9 protein-coding genes are annotated in these 16856 nt (G+C 50.9%); 3 read left to right on the top strand and 6 right to left on the bottom strand.

The features are described from left to right. The first annotated feature begins 65 nt into the window (after positions 1–65). The 3 genes from N0M98_RS11450 (at position 66) to N0M98_RS11440 (ending at position 6386) form a co-directional block, all read left to right on the top strand. Positions 66–2393, top strand: a complete 2328-nt coding sequence (locus N0M98_RS11450) for a helix-turn-helix domain-containing protein (protein WP_249861532.1) — start codon at positions 66–68, stop codon at positions 2391–2393. Between the two features lie 211 nt (positions 2394–2604). Next, a complete protein-coding gene (locus N0M98_RS11445; RefSeq protein WP_249861531.1) occupies positions 2605–4146 on the top strand; it encodes a type 2 periplasmic-binding domain-containing protein in 1542 nt (513 codons plus the stop codon). A 62-nt stretch (positions 4147–4208) separates the two neighbouring features. Beyond that, positions 4209–6386 (top strand): glycoside hydrolase family 88/105 protein, encoded by a 2178-nt coding sequence (locus tag N0M98_RS11440; protein ID WP_249861530.1) that lies wholly within the window; start codon positions 4209–4211, stop codon positions 6384–6386. A gap of 106 nt (positions 6387–6492) precedes the next feature. Here the strand turns inward: N0M98_RS11440 and N0M98_RS11435 are convergent, their stop codons facing one another. From N0M98_RS11435 to N0M98_RS11410, 6 genes are all read right to left on the bottom strand, one after another. Beyond that, complete coding sequence (locus tag N0M98_RS11435) at positions 6493–8862, bottom strand: helix-turn-helix domain-containing protein (protein WP_259617943.1); 2370 nt, start codon at positions 8860–8862, stop codon at positions 6493–6495. A gap of 79 nt (positions 8863–8941) precedes the next feature. Further along, positions 8942–10060, bottom strand: a complete 1119-nt coding sequence (locus tag N0M98_RS11430) for a glucuronyl esterase domain-containing protein (RefSeq protein ID WP_249861528.1) — start codon at positions 10058–10060, stop codon at positions 8942–8944. 58 nt (positions 10061–10118) lie between these two features. After that, entirely contained in the window at positions 10119–11717 is a 1599-nt protein-coding gene (locus tag N0M98_RS11425) for an extracellular solute-binding protein (RefSeq protein ID WP_249861527.1), read from the bottom strand. 235 nt (positions 11718–11952) lie between these two features. Then, positions 11953–12834 carry a carbohydrate ABC transporter permease gene (locus tag N0M98_RS11420; RefSeq protein ID WP_249866446.1) on the bottom strand — a complete coding sequence of 294 codons (882 nt, stop codon included), beginning with the start codon at positions 12832–12834 and terminating at the stop codon, positions 11953–11955. A gap of 20 nt (positions 12835–12854) precedes the next feature. Further along, positions 12855–13709 carry an ABC transporter permease gene (locus tag N0M98_RS11415; RefSeq protein ID WP_249866445.1) on the bottom strand — a complete coding sequence of 285 codons (855 nt, stop codon included), beginning with the start codon at positions 13707–13709 and terminating at the stop codon, positions 12855–12857. A gap of 285 nt (positions 13710–13994) precedes the next feature. Then, on the bottom strand, positions 13995–15860 hold the full coding sequence (locus N0M98_RS11410) for a stalk domain-containing protein (protein ID WP_259617942.1): 1866 nt from the start codon (positions 15858–15860) through the stop codon (positions 13995–13997). Between the last annotated feature and the right edge of the window lie 996 nt (positions 15861–16856).

The raw sequence follows: 16856 nt of genomic DNA, 5'->3' as shown, positions 1-16856 counted from the left end.
TGGGGAGGATTCCAGCTCAAGTTTGTCGAAAAAAGGGAGAAATACAACTGGAGGTCGAATGCATCTTGTCTGGAATTGTCAAACCATGGCTGGAAATGATCCGCAAATATAAGTATAACAGTCGGTTTTTCCGCAAAATTCTCGTTCTTATTCTGCTTATTGCCAGTATTCCCGGATTGATTATCGGCGTTAGCATTTACGGTATTGCGACGAACAATCTGGAGGAAGCGCTGCAGCGCCAGCATCAGAATCAAATCCGCAACCGCGCGGCCAACCTGGACGAGCAGCTCGCATATTTGGAGATGACGCTCTCCCATTGGGCGTTCGATCCGAAATTCGACGATAATCTGAAACATATCAGCTTCTCGTATCAATTCGAACAGGTTCAAGAGCTGTACCGGACGCTGCTGGTCATGGAAGGAGCGCATCCTCTGCTGGAGAAGGTGCAGTTGTATCTGGACGCGCCGCGGCCGCTTACGATGACCAAGGACGGATACGCCTATCTTAGCGATGCTGCGAAAATCGAGAGCTACGACTCGTTCCTGGCCAATAACAAATCGATGTTCTGGACGAACGACATTCCCGGAGAAGCTGCGGATACAATTTCGCTAGTCACTAAAATACCCGGAGGCAGCAGCCAGCCGTTCGGCGTCATTATCGCCACCGTCAACAAAGAGAAGCTGAATCAAGTATTGAAAACGCTGAATCCGTATGAGGAAGGCGTTACACTGCTGATGACCGGCGACGGAAGCTGGCATTTGTCGACGAACGGGAATACGTTATCCAAGATGGAGCAATCGCTGCTGCAAGAATACGACAAGCACAGCGCCACGACGGATTCGTTCCTGTATGAGTACGATCAAACGACATACTCCGTGTCTTACGGGCAAATTTCCCGGCTCGGCACGAAGTGGATTTACGTTTCCGCGGCGCCGCTGACTTCGATCACCGCTCCCGTCATCGCCGTCTCCAAATGGATTCTGATCGTCAGCTTGACCGGGCTGATGCTCGCTCTTCTGCTCTCCTGGTTCGTGTCGCGCCGCATTTCCTTGCCGGTGGAACGGCTCGTCGGCCTGCTGACCGGCGATAAAACCGTTGAAGTGAGCGACGAATTCGACCTGATCGAGAAGCAGTGGAAGCATCTGTCCAAAGAAAGCGAGACATTGAAGCATAAGCTGCAGGAGCAGCTTCCGGCCTTGCAGGAAGGGTTCTTCCTCCAGCTGGCGCAGGGGTATCTGCTCTCGCTGCAAGAGAAGGATATTCAGGAACGGATGAAATACTACGGCTGGGAAACGGAAGACCGCAAATTCGTCGCCTTAATGTTCCAATTGACCGGATTCTCCAATTTGGAGGGCCGGTTTTTGCACGGGGACGAGGATTTGGTCACCTTCGCCGCGGCGAATATTATTAGCGAGCTTACGAAAAAGCAGTACGAGCAGGTGGAAGTCATTAACTTCCACAACTTTTCGATCGGCGTGCTGCTCTCCCTGCCCGGCGAGCATCCATCGTCATGGCTTGAAGACGATTTGGACGCGCTGTGCGCGGAGCTGATGCACACCATCAATCAAATATTGAATATGCAGGTCACCATCGCCGTCAGCAGATGGATTTATAATGTCAAGCAAATTCCGCATCTGTTCGAGGAAGCGAAGCAGGCGCTGGCCTATCGCGATTTGCTCGGCGAGGACAATCAAATTATTCGTACGGAACGAACGCTCAGGTCGAACCTTTCCGAGGCCAGCAATTACTACCCGTTCACATTGGACAAAGATATCGTGGCCGCCATCCGGAACGGACAGGAAACCGATGCGGTCGATTTGATCAAGCAGTTTATGGACGAGCTGTCTACGGGCGGCTCGACGGAATTTGTCATTCAGCAGGGCATGCTTCAGCTGCTCGGCAGTATCCGGTACGCGGCGATGCAATCCGGGATGAATCCCGTGCAATTATTCGGCAGCGTCAATTTATTCGATCAGCTGGCGCAGATCAAAGAGCCGGACGAAATGCTCCGCTGGTTCCAGCGCAAGGTCATCGGCGTCTTCGTGCAGGAGATGATCAGCCGGCAAAACATTCATTTGAAGCAGATCGTCGACAAGGTCGTCGTCTATTTGCGGGAAAATTATATGAACGCTTTATCGCTCGAATCATGCGCGGACCTGTTCGGGACAAGCCCTTACACGTTAAGCCGCGCCTTTAAGCAAATTAACGGCGTGAACTTTATCGATTATTTGACGAACATCCGCATTCAAAACGCCAAAGCCTTGCTCAAAGAAACCGAAATGAAAATTAACGAAGTGGCGGAAAGCGTCGGTTATCAGCACAGCTACTTCAACCGCATCTTCAAAAAATACGAAGGGATTACGCCGAGCCAATTCCGCGAATTGAACCGTTAAATCCCTTCTCCAGCCTCCTTCCGGCAGCAATGTGCAAAGAGCAATATAGTCCAAGCCTTAACGAAAAACTCGGGCTGGGACAAGGCCCGACAAGGTCGCGGCAAGGTACAAAAAAATACGATTGTCGATCAGCGGCGGATGTACTACTCTCAGTCCAGGAGCCGTGAAGGCTTGCAAACAAAGATTATCGATTGTATGAGGGAGGATCATCATGAAAAGCAAAAACAGACGCAGAATGGCCGCAGGATCGCTGGCGCTCATCCTGACTATGTCGGGGCTGCTCGCGGCTTGCGGTAAAAATAGCTCAAAGGATCAGGCCGGCGCGTCGGGGCCGCTGGAGGTCAGCGTCATGACCATTCTGCTCAGCGCATCGCCGCCGGCCGCCGACAATCCGATCAAGAAAGCGATTGAAGAAGCGACGAACTCCAAGCTGAACATTCAATGGGTGTCCGGCAACAACTATACGGATAAGCTGAATGTGACCTTGGCTTCGGGGGATATTCCGGATTTGGTGACCATCAACGATCCGTTCTCGTCGGTATTTCGCAATGCGGTGTCGCAAGGAGCGTTCTGGGATTTGACGCCTTACTATAAGGAATACCCGAATCTCGGCTCCAAAATTTCCGATACCGCCTGGGAATTGACCAAAATGCAGGACGGCAAAAACTACGGCATTCCGCGTCCGCGTCCTGCCGAAGCCGACCAGTTCCTGGTCATCCGCAAAGACTGGCTGGACAATCTCGGCCTGAAGGTGCCGACGACAACCGATGAACTGTATACCGTCATGAAGGCGTTCGCCGAGAAGGACCCGGACAAAAACGGCAAGAACGATACGATTCCGTTCGCCGCCTATTTGAACGCGCCTTCGGACATGGCTTCGCTCGGTGCCATCGAGAACAGCTTCACCGGCGCCAACGTGAAAAACGACAAATGGAAGCTGCAGGACGGCAAAATCGTCAATACGGCGTTTTTACCGGAAACCCGCACGGCGATTGAATACATGACCAACATGTACAAGGACAAGCTCATTCCGGAGGACTTCGCTTCGATGAAGCTGTCGCAGGCTTCCGACTTGTTCAAGGCAGGCAAAGCCGGCATGATCGTGGAGAAAGCCGGTACGATGAACGATTACTACGAGAAGCTGAAAAAGGTCGATCCGAACTTCAAGCCGACGGACTTCTATCCGATCACGAGCATCAACGGCTTTAATCCGAAAGGCCCCGGCTTCTCCGGTATGCTGTCCATCCCGAAATCGGTGCCTGAAGCCAAGATGAAGCAAATTCTTAAGCTCGTCGACACCTGGATGAACGACGACGTGTTCGCCATTCAGCAGTACGGCTTCGAGGGCACTCATTATACGGTACAAGACGGTCAAAAAGTGATCAACACGGAGAAATTGGCCGCGGATAACGGGCCGGATTTCAACCAAATCGTCTATGTCGCCGATCCGTACGCGAGCTCGACCAAAGTCTACTTCCCTAAAGACGCCAACGATTTGTTCAAGTCGATTCAAGACGAGCGGGCCAAAACCAGCGTAGCGGACATCAGCACCGGCTTGTATTCGCCGACGGCCGTCAGAGCGCTGCCGGAATTCGAGAAAAAAGCGCAGGATTTGAAAACAAAAATCATCCTGGGCCGCGAGCCGATCACCGCTTGGGACGACTTCACAGCCAAAATGAAAAACGACCCGGATATCGTCAAGATGAGCCAGGAATTGACCGAAGCTTATCAGAAGCGCGCCGGAGGCAAATAAGATTAACTTTGCGGGCGGGACTTCACTCCCGTCCGTTCCATTTTTCCGGGGAGGAATGAACCATGACAGAGCGTTACATCGACGAGAATGAAAGTATCTTCAAAAAATGCGGCGGCGAGGTCGGAGAGATTCTGGCTACTATCGCCGGCAGATATGTCGGCAATCATCCGCCGCATCCGATCGCCTATCGCGCCTTTTGCGCCGACGGAATAACTAAGAAGCACGATTACAGCTATCATTTTAATTTTGCCGAGCGGTTTCCCGCGATACGGGGCGGTCAGCTCGTCTACGCCTGGTCGAAATATTGGAGCGATCTGGCCGCTCCGTTATCCTTTATTCTGTACTGCTACGGACCGTTTCGTTTGTATGCCAACGGGGAATTGATCTACAAGACGAACATCGCCGACGAGCTGAACGACCGGCGCCGGACTGTCGTCGCTATCCCGATGAACAAAGGCTGGAATCATCTCGTATTCGAGTTTATGAAGACCGAGGGCGGCTGCGGCGGCTCCTTCGGGCCGGGCTCGTACAAGAGCAACCCGATCCATGTGCTGGCTCCGTCCCCGGAGAGAGAAGGCCACGAAGGCTGGATATATTCCGAGCCTCAGAACGAGCCTTGGCCTGAGCTGCCCGGCGCGGGAACGACCGAAGCAGGCAGCGGCGCGGTATGGTATCCCAAGCTGGAGTGGAGCGCCGAGGAGCAGGCGGCAGGAGCGCTCGCACGCATATTCGGCGATCAGCCCGAACCGGGCCGCTTCTACCTCGCCTGGACGAAGCTCCGCTCCTTCGCGCAGGAAGCTCGCGAGGTGGAGCTTACAGGCAGCGCGATGGGACGGACGGAAATTTACGTGGACGGCGAGAAGCGGCTTGCGCTGGAGTCTCCCGGCGAGTTCCGCATTCCACTGCGGCTTAGCTGCGGCCTGCACGATCTCGTCATCCGCTGCGAGGGAGCTCAAGACAGCTGGGGCTTCCGGCTGGACGAGCTTCCGGCCGGAGTGCGCTTCGCCGCTCCTTATCCCGTCGAGGGCAGCAAGGACGCTTGGCTGTACCTTGGGCCGCTTGCCGAAGAAGACGCGGGGCCGGACGTCGCCTCGGGCTTCATTCGCTCGCTGATCCAGACCGGCAGCGGCGGCACGTTCTGGCGGCTCGATCAGCCGAACACTTGGGTCCGCGCGTTCGCGGAAAACGCGCTGTTCGGCAAATGGAACTATCCGCTCGGCGTGACGCTGTACGGGCTGCTGCAAACCGGCAAGCTGCTCGAACGGAAAGACTTGCTCGATTATGTGTACAGCCATATCGAAACATGCACGACGTTATATCCGTACGCTTTGTGGGACAGGGACAAATTCGGAGCGTCCGGCGTGCTGAACACGCTCGCAACGCTCGACAGCTTGGATGACTGCGGCTCGTTCGGAGCGACGATGCTGCTGGCGCTGCAGGACCGGCCGATTCAGGGGGCGGAGCCTATCGCGGAGGTCATCGCCGATTATATCAGCAACAAGCAGGACCGGCTGCCCGAAGGCGCGCTGTACCGCAAGCCGAAGCATGTCGACTTCCCGAACGCCACCTTATGGTGCGACGATCTGTACATGAGCGTTCCGTTCCTGTGCCGGTACTACCGCCGGACGGGAGATATTCGTTATCTGGAGGACGCCGCGAACCAGTTCGCGCAGTTCAAGAAGCTGCTCTACATTCCCGAGCTGCAAATTATGTCCCATGTATACGACTTCACCTTCGACAAACCGACCAAGGTCGCATGGGGACGCGGCAACGGCTGGGTGCTGTTCTCCCTCTCCGAGCTGCTCCGCGAGCTGCCGGAAACTCACGCGGCTCGGGAAGAGCTGCTTGCGTTCTTCGGCCAGCTGTGCGAAGGATACCTGCGTCTTCAAGGCGTGAACGGGCTATGGCATCAAGTGCTGACCGATCCCGAATCGTACGAGGAAACCTCCTGCACCTCGATGTTTCTGTATGCGTTCGCGCGCGGCGTCCGGTTCGGCTGGATCAAGAATACGGAGCCTTATATCGAAGCGATTGACAAAGGCTGGACCGGCATGTCCAAAGTATCCATCGACAAGTTCGGCAACGTATACGGCGTATGCAGAGGCTCCGGCTACTCCTTCAGCACCGGCTACTACAAGGACGACTTGTCCTGGCTGCTGAACGACACCCACGGCATCGGCATCGTCCTGCTGGCCGGCATCGAAGTGCTGCAGCTGGAGCAGTGGCTGGCGAAGCTGTAGACGGTAAGCTGGCCGCGCTTGACGGCGAAGATCGGACAGTTCGACACCGGCAAATATAGACAATAAAAGAGCCAGGACCGTTATTACGACGGTCTTGGCTTTTTCATTATTCCCCGATCATGTCCGATACCTTGCCGATGCGCAGGCTTTCCTTGTATTGACCCGGAGTGACCGATTCATATTTTTTGAAAATTCTTATAAATGTGTTGGCGCTATTATAACCGACCTGATCCGCAATCTCCTGAATCGGATCATCCTCGCTGGCCAGCAGTTCCTTAGAGCGTTGAATACGCAGTCGGTTCAAATAATCGGAGAAATTAGTTCCTGTCTGCTGCTTGAAAAAAGTGCTCAAGTACGGGGAGGATAATTGAAAATAATCCGCAACCTTATTCAAGGACAGTTCTTTGTCGGACAGATGCCCGGCAATATACTGAATGCAGCTATCCCGCAAATGATGGTTTCCCTTCGCTTTCTTCTCATGGATGACGCTGCAAAGCCTGTCAAACAGAGACAAGATGGCGAGGAAGATCGCTTCGACGTCCTTGCTGTGGTTAATATCCCGGAACACGTCCGTATCGTCATCGCAAATATCCCGATAATCCAATTGGATTTCCTCCAAAATTCGGAAGAAAGTGCTCACCATGCCGTAGAAAAGACAATTCGCCATCTCCGGAGAAAGCTTGCGTTCCCTGAAATTGACTTCATAAATTTGGTCCAGCAAACCTTGAACGGAAGGAAAATCTCCTGTCTTTACGCAAACAATAAGATGATTTTCCTTTTCCGGAGGATAGTAGAAATGGTTAGGATTACTGCGGGTTTGTTCAAAGTAGTTGATCCGGCTTCTTCCTCGAATCAGTCCGTAATTCAATGCGATTATCGCCTCATTATAGGATTGATGGACCATCTCCAGACTCGGGCAGCCGCTTCCTACCCCGATGCTGATTACGATATTAAATTTTTTATTCAAAAATTCCTTGAGCTGCTGCAGCAAATGGTCCAAAGGATGCGCTCCAGCCGTCTCCGCAGCCGCATCGTGATTGATCAGCAGCGCTACTTTATCCTCCTCAATTTCCAGTGCAAATCCGTCCCCGATACTTCGGATCATTTCCTCGCCGATGTTGCAAACGACAAAGCGCGGCCGGCTTTTCCCCGTCGACGAATGACGCTGCATAAAACCGCTGAAATCGTCGATATTCAGCACAGCTACCGTATAGCAGCCGCAGGGAAATCGGATTCCGTAAAATTCCAGCAGCTCATTTACTTCATCGAAGTCTATCGTATTGTTCTTCAACAGTCTTAAAAGGAAGTGAACCTTCAGCACGGGGAGCTGCTTGTGCAGCTGACTCTCCAGCAGATGATTGTCGGTATGCATCCCCTGAATATTGCTGAGGATCGTTTCATATTCTCCTTTTTGCTTTACCGTCCGGTCTTTCCTGTTCGTCAAAATCCACTGAACCGTATTGCGAATCGGCTTATAATGTTGAACGGAAAAGATATAAGCCAAGGTGATCCCCAGCACAACGCAGATGAACAGAGCGACGGAAAACAGGATGTGGAGATAGGAAATTTTCTCCATCAATACGCTGACCGGCAGAATGGTTACATATTTCCACCCGTAGGCGCTGGAAATCGTAGAAATTGCAATATACTTTTTTCCATCGTAATTGAAAAACATATGGTCCTGTCCGCTATTGAAAATCTCGTCGTAATTCACAGGAACCGGTTCAATGGAGCCCGGTGCCGCAGTAATCACCTGGTTGTTCCTATCGAGAATGGCGCGGTAGCTTCTGCCGTCCATCTCTCCCCTGCCGAAGAAATCCCACATCCTATCCTCCGGCAGCAAGGAAATCAACACGGCGTGATTGCTCATTCCATACTGGGTAAGCGGTTGCAAATAGGTGATGAGCTTCTTCCCTGACTTGTTGGCTCCCATAGTATTAACGACTGGCCAGAGCTGACGCTCCTTGGCGCTTCGCAGCCGTGAAATCCAATCGGAGAACGGAATGGCCGCATTTCTCATAAACGTTTCGTAAAAAAAATCCGGGTCGTACTTCGTTACATTGGAGACGATAATATCGTTTTTTAAAGAATACATCATAATCTCATCGGAGAAGCTCTTGATCGCATTGGTACTCGCAATATTAAGCTCGCGGATAATGCTCTTCAGTTTAATATTGGCTTCCACGATATCCGGCTCCCGATCCGACGTAAATTCGTAGACGTTGGGGTTATTCGACAGTTCAAAGGCGATTTGATCCAGCTGCTTCAAGTTCATATCGATCGTATCGCGGGCTTGATTGATGCTCGTAATGCTGGAGCTGACGGTTTCCTCCTCCAACGTGCCCAACAGCTTTCCGTAAACGATGAAAGAAATCATACCGAGAGGAATGATCAGGATCAGGGTATAGGACACAAAAAACCGCAAGAACAGTTTTCTTTTTTGAAAATGGATCATGAATTTCCATAGGCCGCCCATCCCGATCACTTCCCCCTGCTCGTACTAAAAACGCTTTCTCTCACTATAGCATAAATCGGCGTTGACGATTAGATTACCCTTACATATGACGGTCTGCGAAATCCATAAAGCAGTTCCAGTCGTACCGCGTCAAATCATGCTTTCCCGTTCTCAAATGATACCCGATCCTGCCTTCGTGTATCGGCACTTCCGGCAGCGGAGATCCCTCTGCTTCGAATCCGAGGAAACCCAGCAGCTTATAAACGGGATTCGCATGCATGCAAGCAAGGAATTCCGATGCGGGATCGGCCCATATGTCTTCGGTCGCGCTTGCAACGTAGAGCAGCCGCGGAGCGATGAGGGCAAGCAGCATATGCTGATCCACCGGCAAATCATGCTCTCTGCCGTTAAAGCCCTTGTAATTTTCGCAAAACCAGTGAGGAAACCGCTGGTTAATATCTTGCACGGTTTCGCCTTGTTTGCCGCGGGTAATGGCAGCCCCGGTGCAGCCGGAGTCGTTGCTCACTACCAATGCGAAGCGCTCGTCCTGCGCCCCGCACCAAAGAGCGGTTTTCCCCCCGCGGGAGTGCCCGACGACGGCAACCCGCGCTTCATCGATATCCGGATCGGCCTCGAAATAATCCATGACCCTGCTGGCGCCCCACGCCCACGCGCCGATCGTGCCCCAGGCATCGGCCGGCCGCGGAGCCTCCGCCGCTTCCCATATGCCGTGTACCCCATTGCGGAACCCGTCATCGAAGTCCGGGTCCGCATCCTGAACATGGAACACAGCTGCAGCATACCCCCGCGACACGATGTCTTCCGCCGGCCAGAAGGGGCTTTGCACCTTCCGATCCGGGTCCATATTTTCCTGTTCCCGATTGCATATCAGCAAAAAAGCCGGAACCTTCTTCCCCTCGGTGATGGGTACAAAAAGATAGAGATGGATGACTCCCGTTCCCCCGGGTCCGTCAAATCTGATGTTTATTTTCTTCCTTACCGCTGTTCCGTTCATCCATCCTCCGCTTTGATCCGCCACTTCAAAACTTTGGCTGCGCGGACGGCCTATCGGGCATCTTCCATAGACATGCTGCCGGAACAACTCGACAATCTCGGATCGCCGCTGCTCGCGCCACTGCTTGGGAGATACAATCTGCTCTCCCCTATTTCCAATCAGAGGGTCCGGTAATATCGGTTTATCGGGTAGACGATAATTCATTTTCTCACTCGCTTTCTTTTTTATATTATTGAATATCCCTTTCAGGGAATCTTAGAGGCTATTTTCCCCGCTTCTGATAACGGTCAAAGGCCGCTTGGTAGGTCTTGGTCAGCTGCTCGATTCCCATATCCTTCAGGCGCTGAGTAAATTTGTCGTAGTTGTCGAGAGGCTCTTTGCCGGTCGTAAACTTATCGAACATTTCCTGAGCATACGTATCGATGTCCGTTTTAATGCGCGCTACCTGCTGGGTTTCCTCCGCCGTGAAGGTCAAGCGGGGCACAATCAAGCTTACATCGGCGGTGCGCCAATGATCGGCCGCCGGATAACCGTAAGGCATCATAAGCTGCCGGTGATACTGGACATCCTGCGCCATCGCCCAGCCGTTCAGCGCCATCGTATATTTGCCCAAAGCGGCGGAAGACGACAAGCCGTCTTTATTTTTATTGATCAGATCGGTATTCTCGGCCTTCCCGTCTTTCATGACATAAGTCATATTCTCTACGCCTAGGTTAAAGAGCATGTTTCCTTCTTGACCGTATGCATAATCCAGCCAGGCTACAATTTCCTCCGGATGTTTGGCTTTCTTGGTTACGGCCGCACAAGGCGCCAACACTTCATACGTGTAGGAGCTGTTCAGCGAGTAAGGCTTGCCGGCCGGTCCTGTCGGCCAGGAAACACCCTCCACACGGAACTTCGGATCGCGTCCGGATTCAACCATAGTTCTCATAAAATTACTTGGCTGCACCGCGAATAAAGCCCCGGATGTACCGCCGGTTACCTTGGCATCCTGCTTTTCCCTGTTATTGAGCATATAGTCCGGATCGATCAGCCCCTCGCTGAAAAGCTTATTGATAAAGGCAAGTGCATCTTTGAATTTCGGGTTCATTGGCCCGTACTTGATCGTGCCGCCGTCCACATAGAAATCATACGATAATCCCCAGGCGCCTACCAGATTGCCGATGCCGTTATTCCCTATAAACTTCTGGCCTGTCATGGGCCAACCGCTCGGGTTTTGCGCCTTGAACGCCTTCAGCATGCTGTACCAGTCATCGACGGTCGCCGGCTTCTTCAAATTAAGCTGCTCCAGCCAATCCATCCGCACTTGAGGCCCGTCCGTAACCCGGAGCGAATCCTGAAGCCGCAGCATCGGCATGCAGTAAAATTTGCTTTCATCATCCATGCTTTGCTTTTTGGCTTCCGGATTTTCGTTCATCAGCTTCGTGAAATTCGGCGCTTTGCTGCTTATATAAGGCGTTAAATCAACGATCACGCCATCATCCACATATTTCTTCATCCCGCCCGGGGCGCTGAACCAGTCGTACACGATCACATCCGGCAAATCGTTGGAGGCGATCATCAAGTTAAATTGCTCTTTACTCTGCCCTGCCGGGGGATGAATCCAATCCACCTTCACCCCGGTTTTTTTCTCCATTTCCTGGAACACGAGATTTTCTCCGTAATTTTTGATCGATTGCGCCGCCCAAGAGCCCATCTCCGTGAACACTTTAATGCTTTGCAGCTTCTGTCCCGCCTCTCCCTGCCGGTTTCCTTCCGCGGAATGTTCCGCCGCCGGGGACGTGCAGGCCGACAGCACGCTTAAGCTCATGATCACGGACAACGCACGTGTAGTCAATGGATATCTGAATTTCTTTTTCATAGGAACCTCCTGGAATATTGGGCTGTACTACATACAAGGGTCGCGGAAAACGTTCACTGCACATGCTAAAGCATCTTACGATCGCTGTCGTTCTCAGATTTCTTGAATAGGTAAGCCCGTGAAACGGGGAAAATCCGTCTACAAAGGCGACCGCTTACGCTGCTCCAACTTTCTATCGACTCTTCGGCCGCTTGTTCACCGCTTCTAAAGCCGCAAGGTCGCGATCATCCGCCGCTTACTCCTTAATCGCGCCGATCATCATCCCTTGCACAAAATACTTCTGCAGAAACGGATACAGAAACAACACCGGAAGCGACGACACGATGATGGTGGCGTATTTGAGCGGGATGGTTTCCTGCATACGGTCCACACTGTCGGTTACCCCGACCAGCATGGAGGAATCGTTAAGGATCAGAATTTCGCGCAAAACCATCTGAATCGGGAACATTTCCCTTTTTCTCAAGTAAATAAGAGCATCGAAGAATGCATTCCAATGCCCTACGGCATAGTACAGCAAAATGACCGACAAGGCGGGCAAACATAGAGGAATCACGATGCGGAATAAGATGAAAAAATCGTTAGCGCCGTCGATCTTCGCCGACTCCTCCAGGCTCGGGGGCAGCGCCATAAAAGCGGTCCGCAAAATAATCAAATTCCACGTACTGATCGCTCCGGGAACGATCATGGCAAAGATTGTGTTGATCATGCCTAAATTCATCACAAGAAGATATGAAGGAATCATCCCCCCGGAAAAAAACATCGTGAAAATGATGAACTTCATCATCGTCTTTCTGCCCGGCAAATACGTACGGGATAAGCCGTAAGCCGCAAAGCAGGTCAGGAGCAAATTCAGGGCCGTGCCCAGCACCACATAAATCAAAGTATTGAGGTAGCCCGTCCACAGCATGGGGTTGCTGAACACTCTTTTGTAAGATTCCAGCTGGAAGCCCCTTGGTCCGTAAAGAAGCTTGCTTCCGACGTTCAGCGATACTCCGTCCGAGATAGAAGCGAACAGTACATACAGGCAGGGGTATGCCGTAACCACGACTAACAGCAAAAGCAGCAATACGTTGAATAAATCAAAAAGCCGGCTGGGAACGGATTCATTGCGCAGCATCATAGTTGCCTCGTCGCCTCCTACCATAAACTGTTTTCGCTTATTTTGCGGCTGATCGTGTTCGCCAGAATGAGCAGCGTAAAGTTGATCGCCGAATTGAACAGACCGACCGCCGTGCTGTAGCTGTAATTCATATCCTGCAGCCCTTTGCGGTAAACAAAGGTGGAGATGACGTCCGCCGTTTCATAAATAGACGGATTGTACATGAGCATTACTTTCTCAAAACCTACCGTCATCATGCTGCCGATTTGAAGGATCAGCATAATGACGATGATCGGCGTAATCCCCGGCAAGGTGATGTGCCTTAATTTGGCCCAACGCCCCGCGCCATCCACATTGGCCGCTTCGTACAAGGCAGGATCGATCGCGCTTAGCGCCGCCAGATAGATGATGCTTTTCCAGCCCAGATGCTGCCAGACGTTGGAGCCGACGAAGATGGAATAAAACAGATTGGGCTCCGTCATGTAAGATACCGGTTCTCCCCCGAGCTTGGCGACCAAGGCATTAATGATCCCATCCGAGGAAAAGAAGTCCAGCACCATACCTACCGCTACGACGACCGAAATGAAATGGGGCAGGTAAGTAATGGTCTGTACCGTGCGCTTGAACATCCGACTTCGCACTTCATTAAGCAGCAGGGCAAGAATAATGGGGGCCGGAAATCCGATCAGCAGCTCATACAAATTGATGGTAAGCGTATTCCTGACCAGCCGCCATAAGTAGACGCTTTCAAAAAAGTCTTTAAAGTTGGCCAAGCCTACCCACGGACTGTCCATAATTCCGCGTGCGGGGGTATAATTTTTGAAAGCGATAATTGCGCCGGCCATAGGTACATAATGAAAGAGGAAATAATAGACAAGTACCGGCAGCAGCATGAAATAAACGTACTTATGCTTGACCAATGTTGAGATTGCAGTTCTCAAGGCGTCACCTCTCTAATGTGAATTTACAATCAAGTCTACGGACGGAGACGACGGCTGTATATATTTATATTTTCTAGGCATGTACCGTCTTTCATCTTGCAATCACGAATTTTTCCGGAGATATTCCATTTTTAAGATGGATCTGTCTCCAAGGCGGAAAAACGAACAAATCCCCCTAAACAATAAAAAAACCATCCCAGGCCGAACATAAACCCAGGATGGTTGGAAATATTTGTATTATATATTTTCGCTAAACGGCAAAAAGCGATCCTTGCTGATCTTATCCTTTTCCGAAGCGTTCAGCACCGTCACGAACACCGTTTGATCGATTTCCACACAAACAAATTGATACCCGCTGTCTTGAATCATCTCGTTGATTTCGGCCAATATACCTACGTCGATAAAATCATTCATATATTGAGGATGAATCGTCCGTTTCTTTCCGTTCAACATAAAGCTGATCTCGACAGGTCCTTCCTTCGACTTCCAATTTTCTTGTATTTCCGTAGGCTGGAAGGCGCCGCGCGAAATATCGCTCCACTGCTTCAGCGTCCTCGCATAAATCTCGTTCCCTTCGCCGACATCGGCTTCCGTGTCTTTGAGCCATACTCGCTTCTTGTCTTCTCCGAGAATGTACAGCTCGGCCAACGAATCATAATATTCGGAAGAATCGAAGGGGTCCCAATTCTCCCCTTTTAACTCCTCATGCACCTTTTTGAATTTATCGTCAAATTGCTGGCCGGATAATGATTGGTCGCCCGCGAAAAATCCCAGCTCCCGATAATAGCGCGCTGCATCCAACACCCGCTCTACCGGCTTCAAGGCGCCGAACTTTTCTTCACTTAGCTGATCCGTCGTCTTCAATTCCTTAAGCGACTGCAGGATGTTCTCGTAATCTTGTTCGGTTTCCGTCCCGATAGCGTCTGTGCTTGCCACACCCATTCGGAAAAAGTTATATTGGCCTTCCGCTATCGTTAGCACATATTCATACTTTGCGCCGTTAGCCGATTCCATCGAATACGAGAGCTGCCGCGCATTCATATGATCGACGGTGATCGATTTGGTCTCGGAAGGCTTAATATTGACCTTCTCCAGCGATTCTTTTAACGCCGCTTCATAATCGTCCAGCGTGAACCCGTCTTCAATATCCGCTTTGCGCTCAACAAAGGCCATCAACACCTTGCTTCCGTTTTCCATATATAAATCATAGTTAATTTTCGATACGGGCGATTTGGCGACCCATTTGCCCCCTACCTTTATGCTGAACAAGCCGCTTGGAGCCGTTATCGTCCGATCAGGCCACAAGTAGACCGCCTTGGCCCGTTGATCCCAGGTGGCTTCCAAATGGGAAGCCTCGCTTACGAATCGAACCGGCACCATCATGCTGCCGTCCACATTCCGCGGTGCGACCTCTAAGGTAACGGTATCGCCGTTTAAGACAGCTTCCGTATGGTCTGCCTGCATGATCAGTGAAGTTCCCGCTTTCTCGGCCCTTATACTCCTCGTGTCCTCATCCCACTTCACAGCAAAGCCCAGCTTTTCAAAGAGGGGGCGAAATTGGACCAGCGTCGTACCGTCATCGATGATCGGCGCCCGTTCAAACAACACCCTGACGTCTTGAACGAAGACGGATACGCCGGAGATGGTGTCGGTTTCTGCCTGGCCGCGATTCACTGCCACTCCAGACTGCTCAAAACGGCTTACCAGCGACTTGGACGGAGCGTTAAGAGCGCTGCCGTCAACATAAAGATGCTTCAGTTTGTTCATTGAGCTTACGGCGGTAATATCTTCGATCGGATTGCCTTCCAAGCCCAGCCATTCTATATTTAGCTTAGCGAGAGGAGCAATGCTCGTGATCTTGTTATCCGAAGCGAGCAGGTCGGTCAACGAATTCATCCGCGACAGGCATCCGATATCCTCAATCTGATTGTCGCTGACAACCAGCCTTTTCAGCTTGTATAGCCCCGCTACCGGACAAATATCGCGAATTTGATTGTTGTTCAAAACCAGAAACGTTAAGTTATAAAGGCTGCCGATCGGCTTTAAATCGGAAATATTTTCGCCGGGTATAAACAAAGTTTGCAGGTTAAAGGCATATTCCAAGCCCTTTAAGCTATGTATCTTTTCCTTCCCATCCGTGAATAAGGATGTCAAATTCTGCAGCGCTTTGAAGTCCAAGACCGCGTCCGAACCCAGCTTCAGCTCATTCCGTACGGCTTGCTCCAGAACCGAGTCCTCGAAGTGAATGGAAGTTTTTATTTGCTATAGTTTCAATTCGATTGGCCTGACAATCGTGCGATAACTTCCTCTTTTACGCTAAATCACTCATCTCTTCTTCATCGTCAATAGTGACAAAATGGCCCGCGGACTGTATCACCGTCGAAGGATGACGTAACGCCTATTCATTCCATTTTTACAATTAATGGTTTTATTTTAAATAATTTGTAAATAATATCCTTAAAACGATAAAGAGGAGTACATTGTAATGATTGCATTTGTTCATCTTGTGCTGCATCTATTGCCATATGCATATACATGCGCCCTCATTGATGAAATTATATATAAAGCAATCCGCGATTTGCGCAAACATTGAATAATTAAAAAAGAGAACCTATTTCAGGTCCTCTCCGGCAGCAGTGGGCGTTAAGCTTGCTTCCAAATCGAAGCCTGCAACGGGTTCAATGAAAGCAGGGAACGGGATTTGCGGTGCTGAGGCGGGTCACTGTCATGGATATTGATATGGTCCGGAAAGTTGCCTTCCTCCGTACCTGTTCCTACATTAGTAATAGTGCGGTTTCTTACGCTTGAAAACAGCTCGGTGTCAGTCAGTACACGCTTAACGTCCTCGTATTTAAAAACATTCCATGTGTCCGTGCTTTCATCATAATAAATCGGATTGTCGCACGGCATTTTCTTGTAGCAAGTTAACGGGAAAACTCTTCGGATTTTGTTGTAAAGCCGGTTATCTCTGAAAGCGAAACAACTCCATACTCCACTGCATGTATCCCTTTAATCAATATGAATCAATATGATTTAATATGGATTGAAAATCCATTTTTATTCAGCGTCTCAATTCGTATATACATTTTACCTGCAATA

The organism is Paenibacillus doosanensis (assembly GCF_025060755.1).
GTDB classification, from domain to species: Bacteria; Bacillota; Bacilli; order Paenibacillales; family NBRC-103111; genus Paenibacillus_S; species Paenibacillus_S doosanensis.
This window is presented reverse-complemented; position numbering and strand designations above follow the sequence as displayed.

What these genes read in the sequence shown, in the direction of transcription:
- N0M98_RS11445 (WP_249861531.1), top strand. Translation starts at nt 2,605, where the DNA reads ATGAAAAGCAAAAACAGACGCAGAATGGCCGCAGGATCGCTGGCGCTC.
- N0M98_RS11440 (WP_249861530.1), top strand. Translation starts at nt 4,209, where the DNA reads ATGACAGAGCGTTACATCGACGAGAATGAAAGTATCTTCAAAAAATGC.
- N0M98_RS11435 (WP_259617943.1), bottom strand. Translation starts at nt 8,862, where the DNA reads ATGGGCGGCCTATGGAAATTCATGATCCATTTTCAAAAAAGAAAACTG.
- N0M98_RS11430 (WP_249861528.1), bottom strand. Translation starts at nt 10,060, where the DNA reads ATGAATTATCGTCTACCCGATAAACCGATATTACCGGACCCTCTGATT.
- N0M98_RS11425 (WP_249861527.1), bottom strand. Translation starts at nt 11,717, where the DNA reads ATGAAAAAGAAATTCAGATATCCATTGACTACACGTGCGTTGTCCGTG.
- N0M98_RS11420 (WP_249866446.1), bottom strand. Translation starts at nt 12,834, where the DNA reads ATGCTGCGCAATGAATCCGTTCCCAGCCGGCTTTTTGATTTATTCAAC.
- N0M98_RS11415 (WP_249866445.1), bottom strand. Translation starts at nt 13,709, where the DNA reads ATGCTGCTGCCGGTACTTGTCTATTATTTCCTCTTTCATTATGTACCT.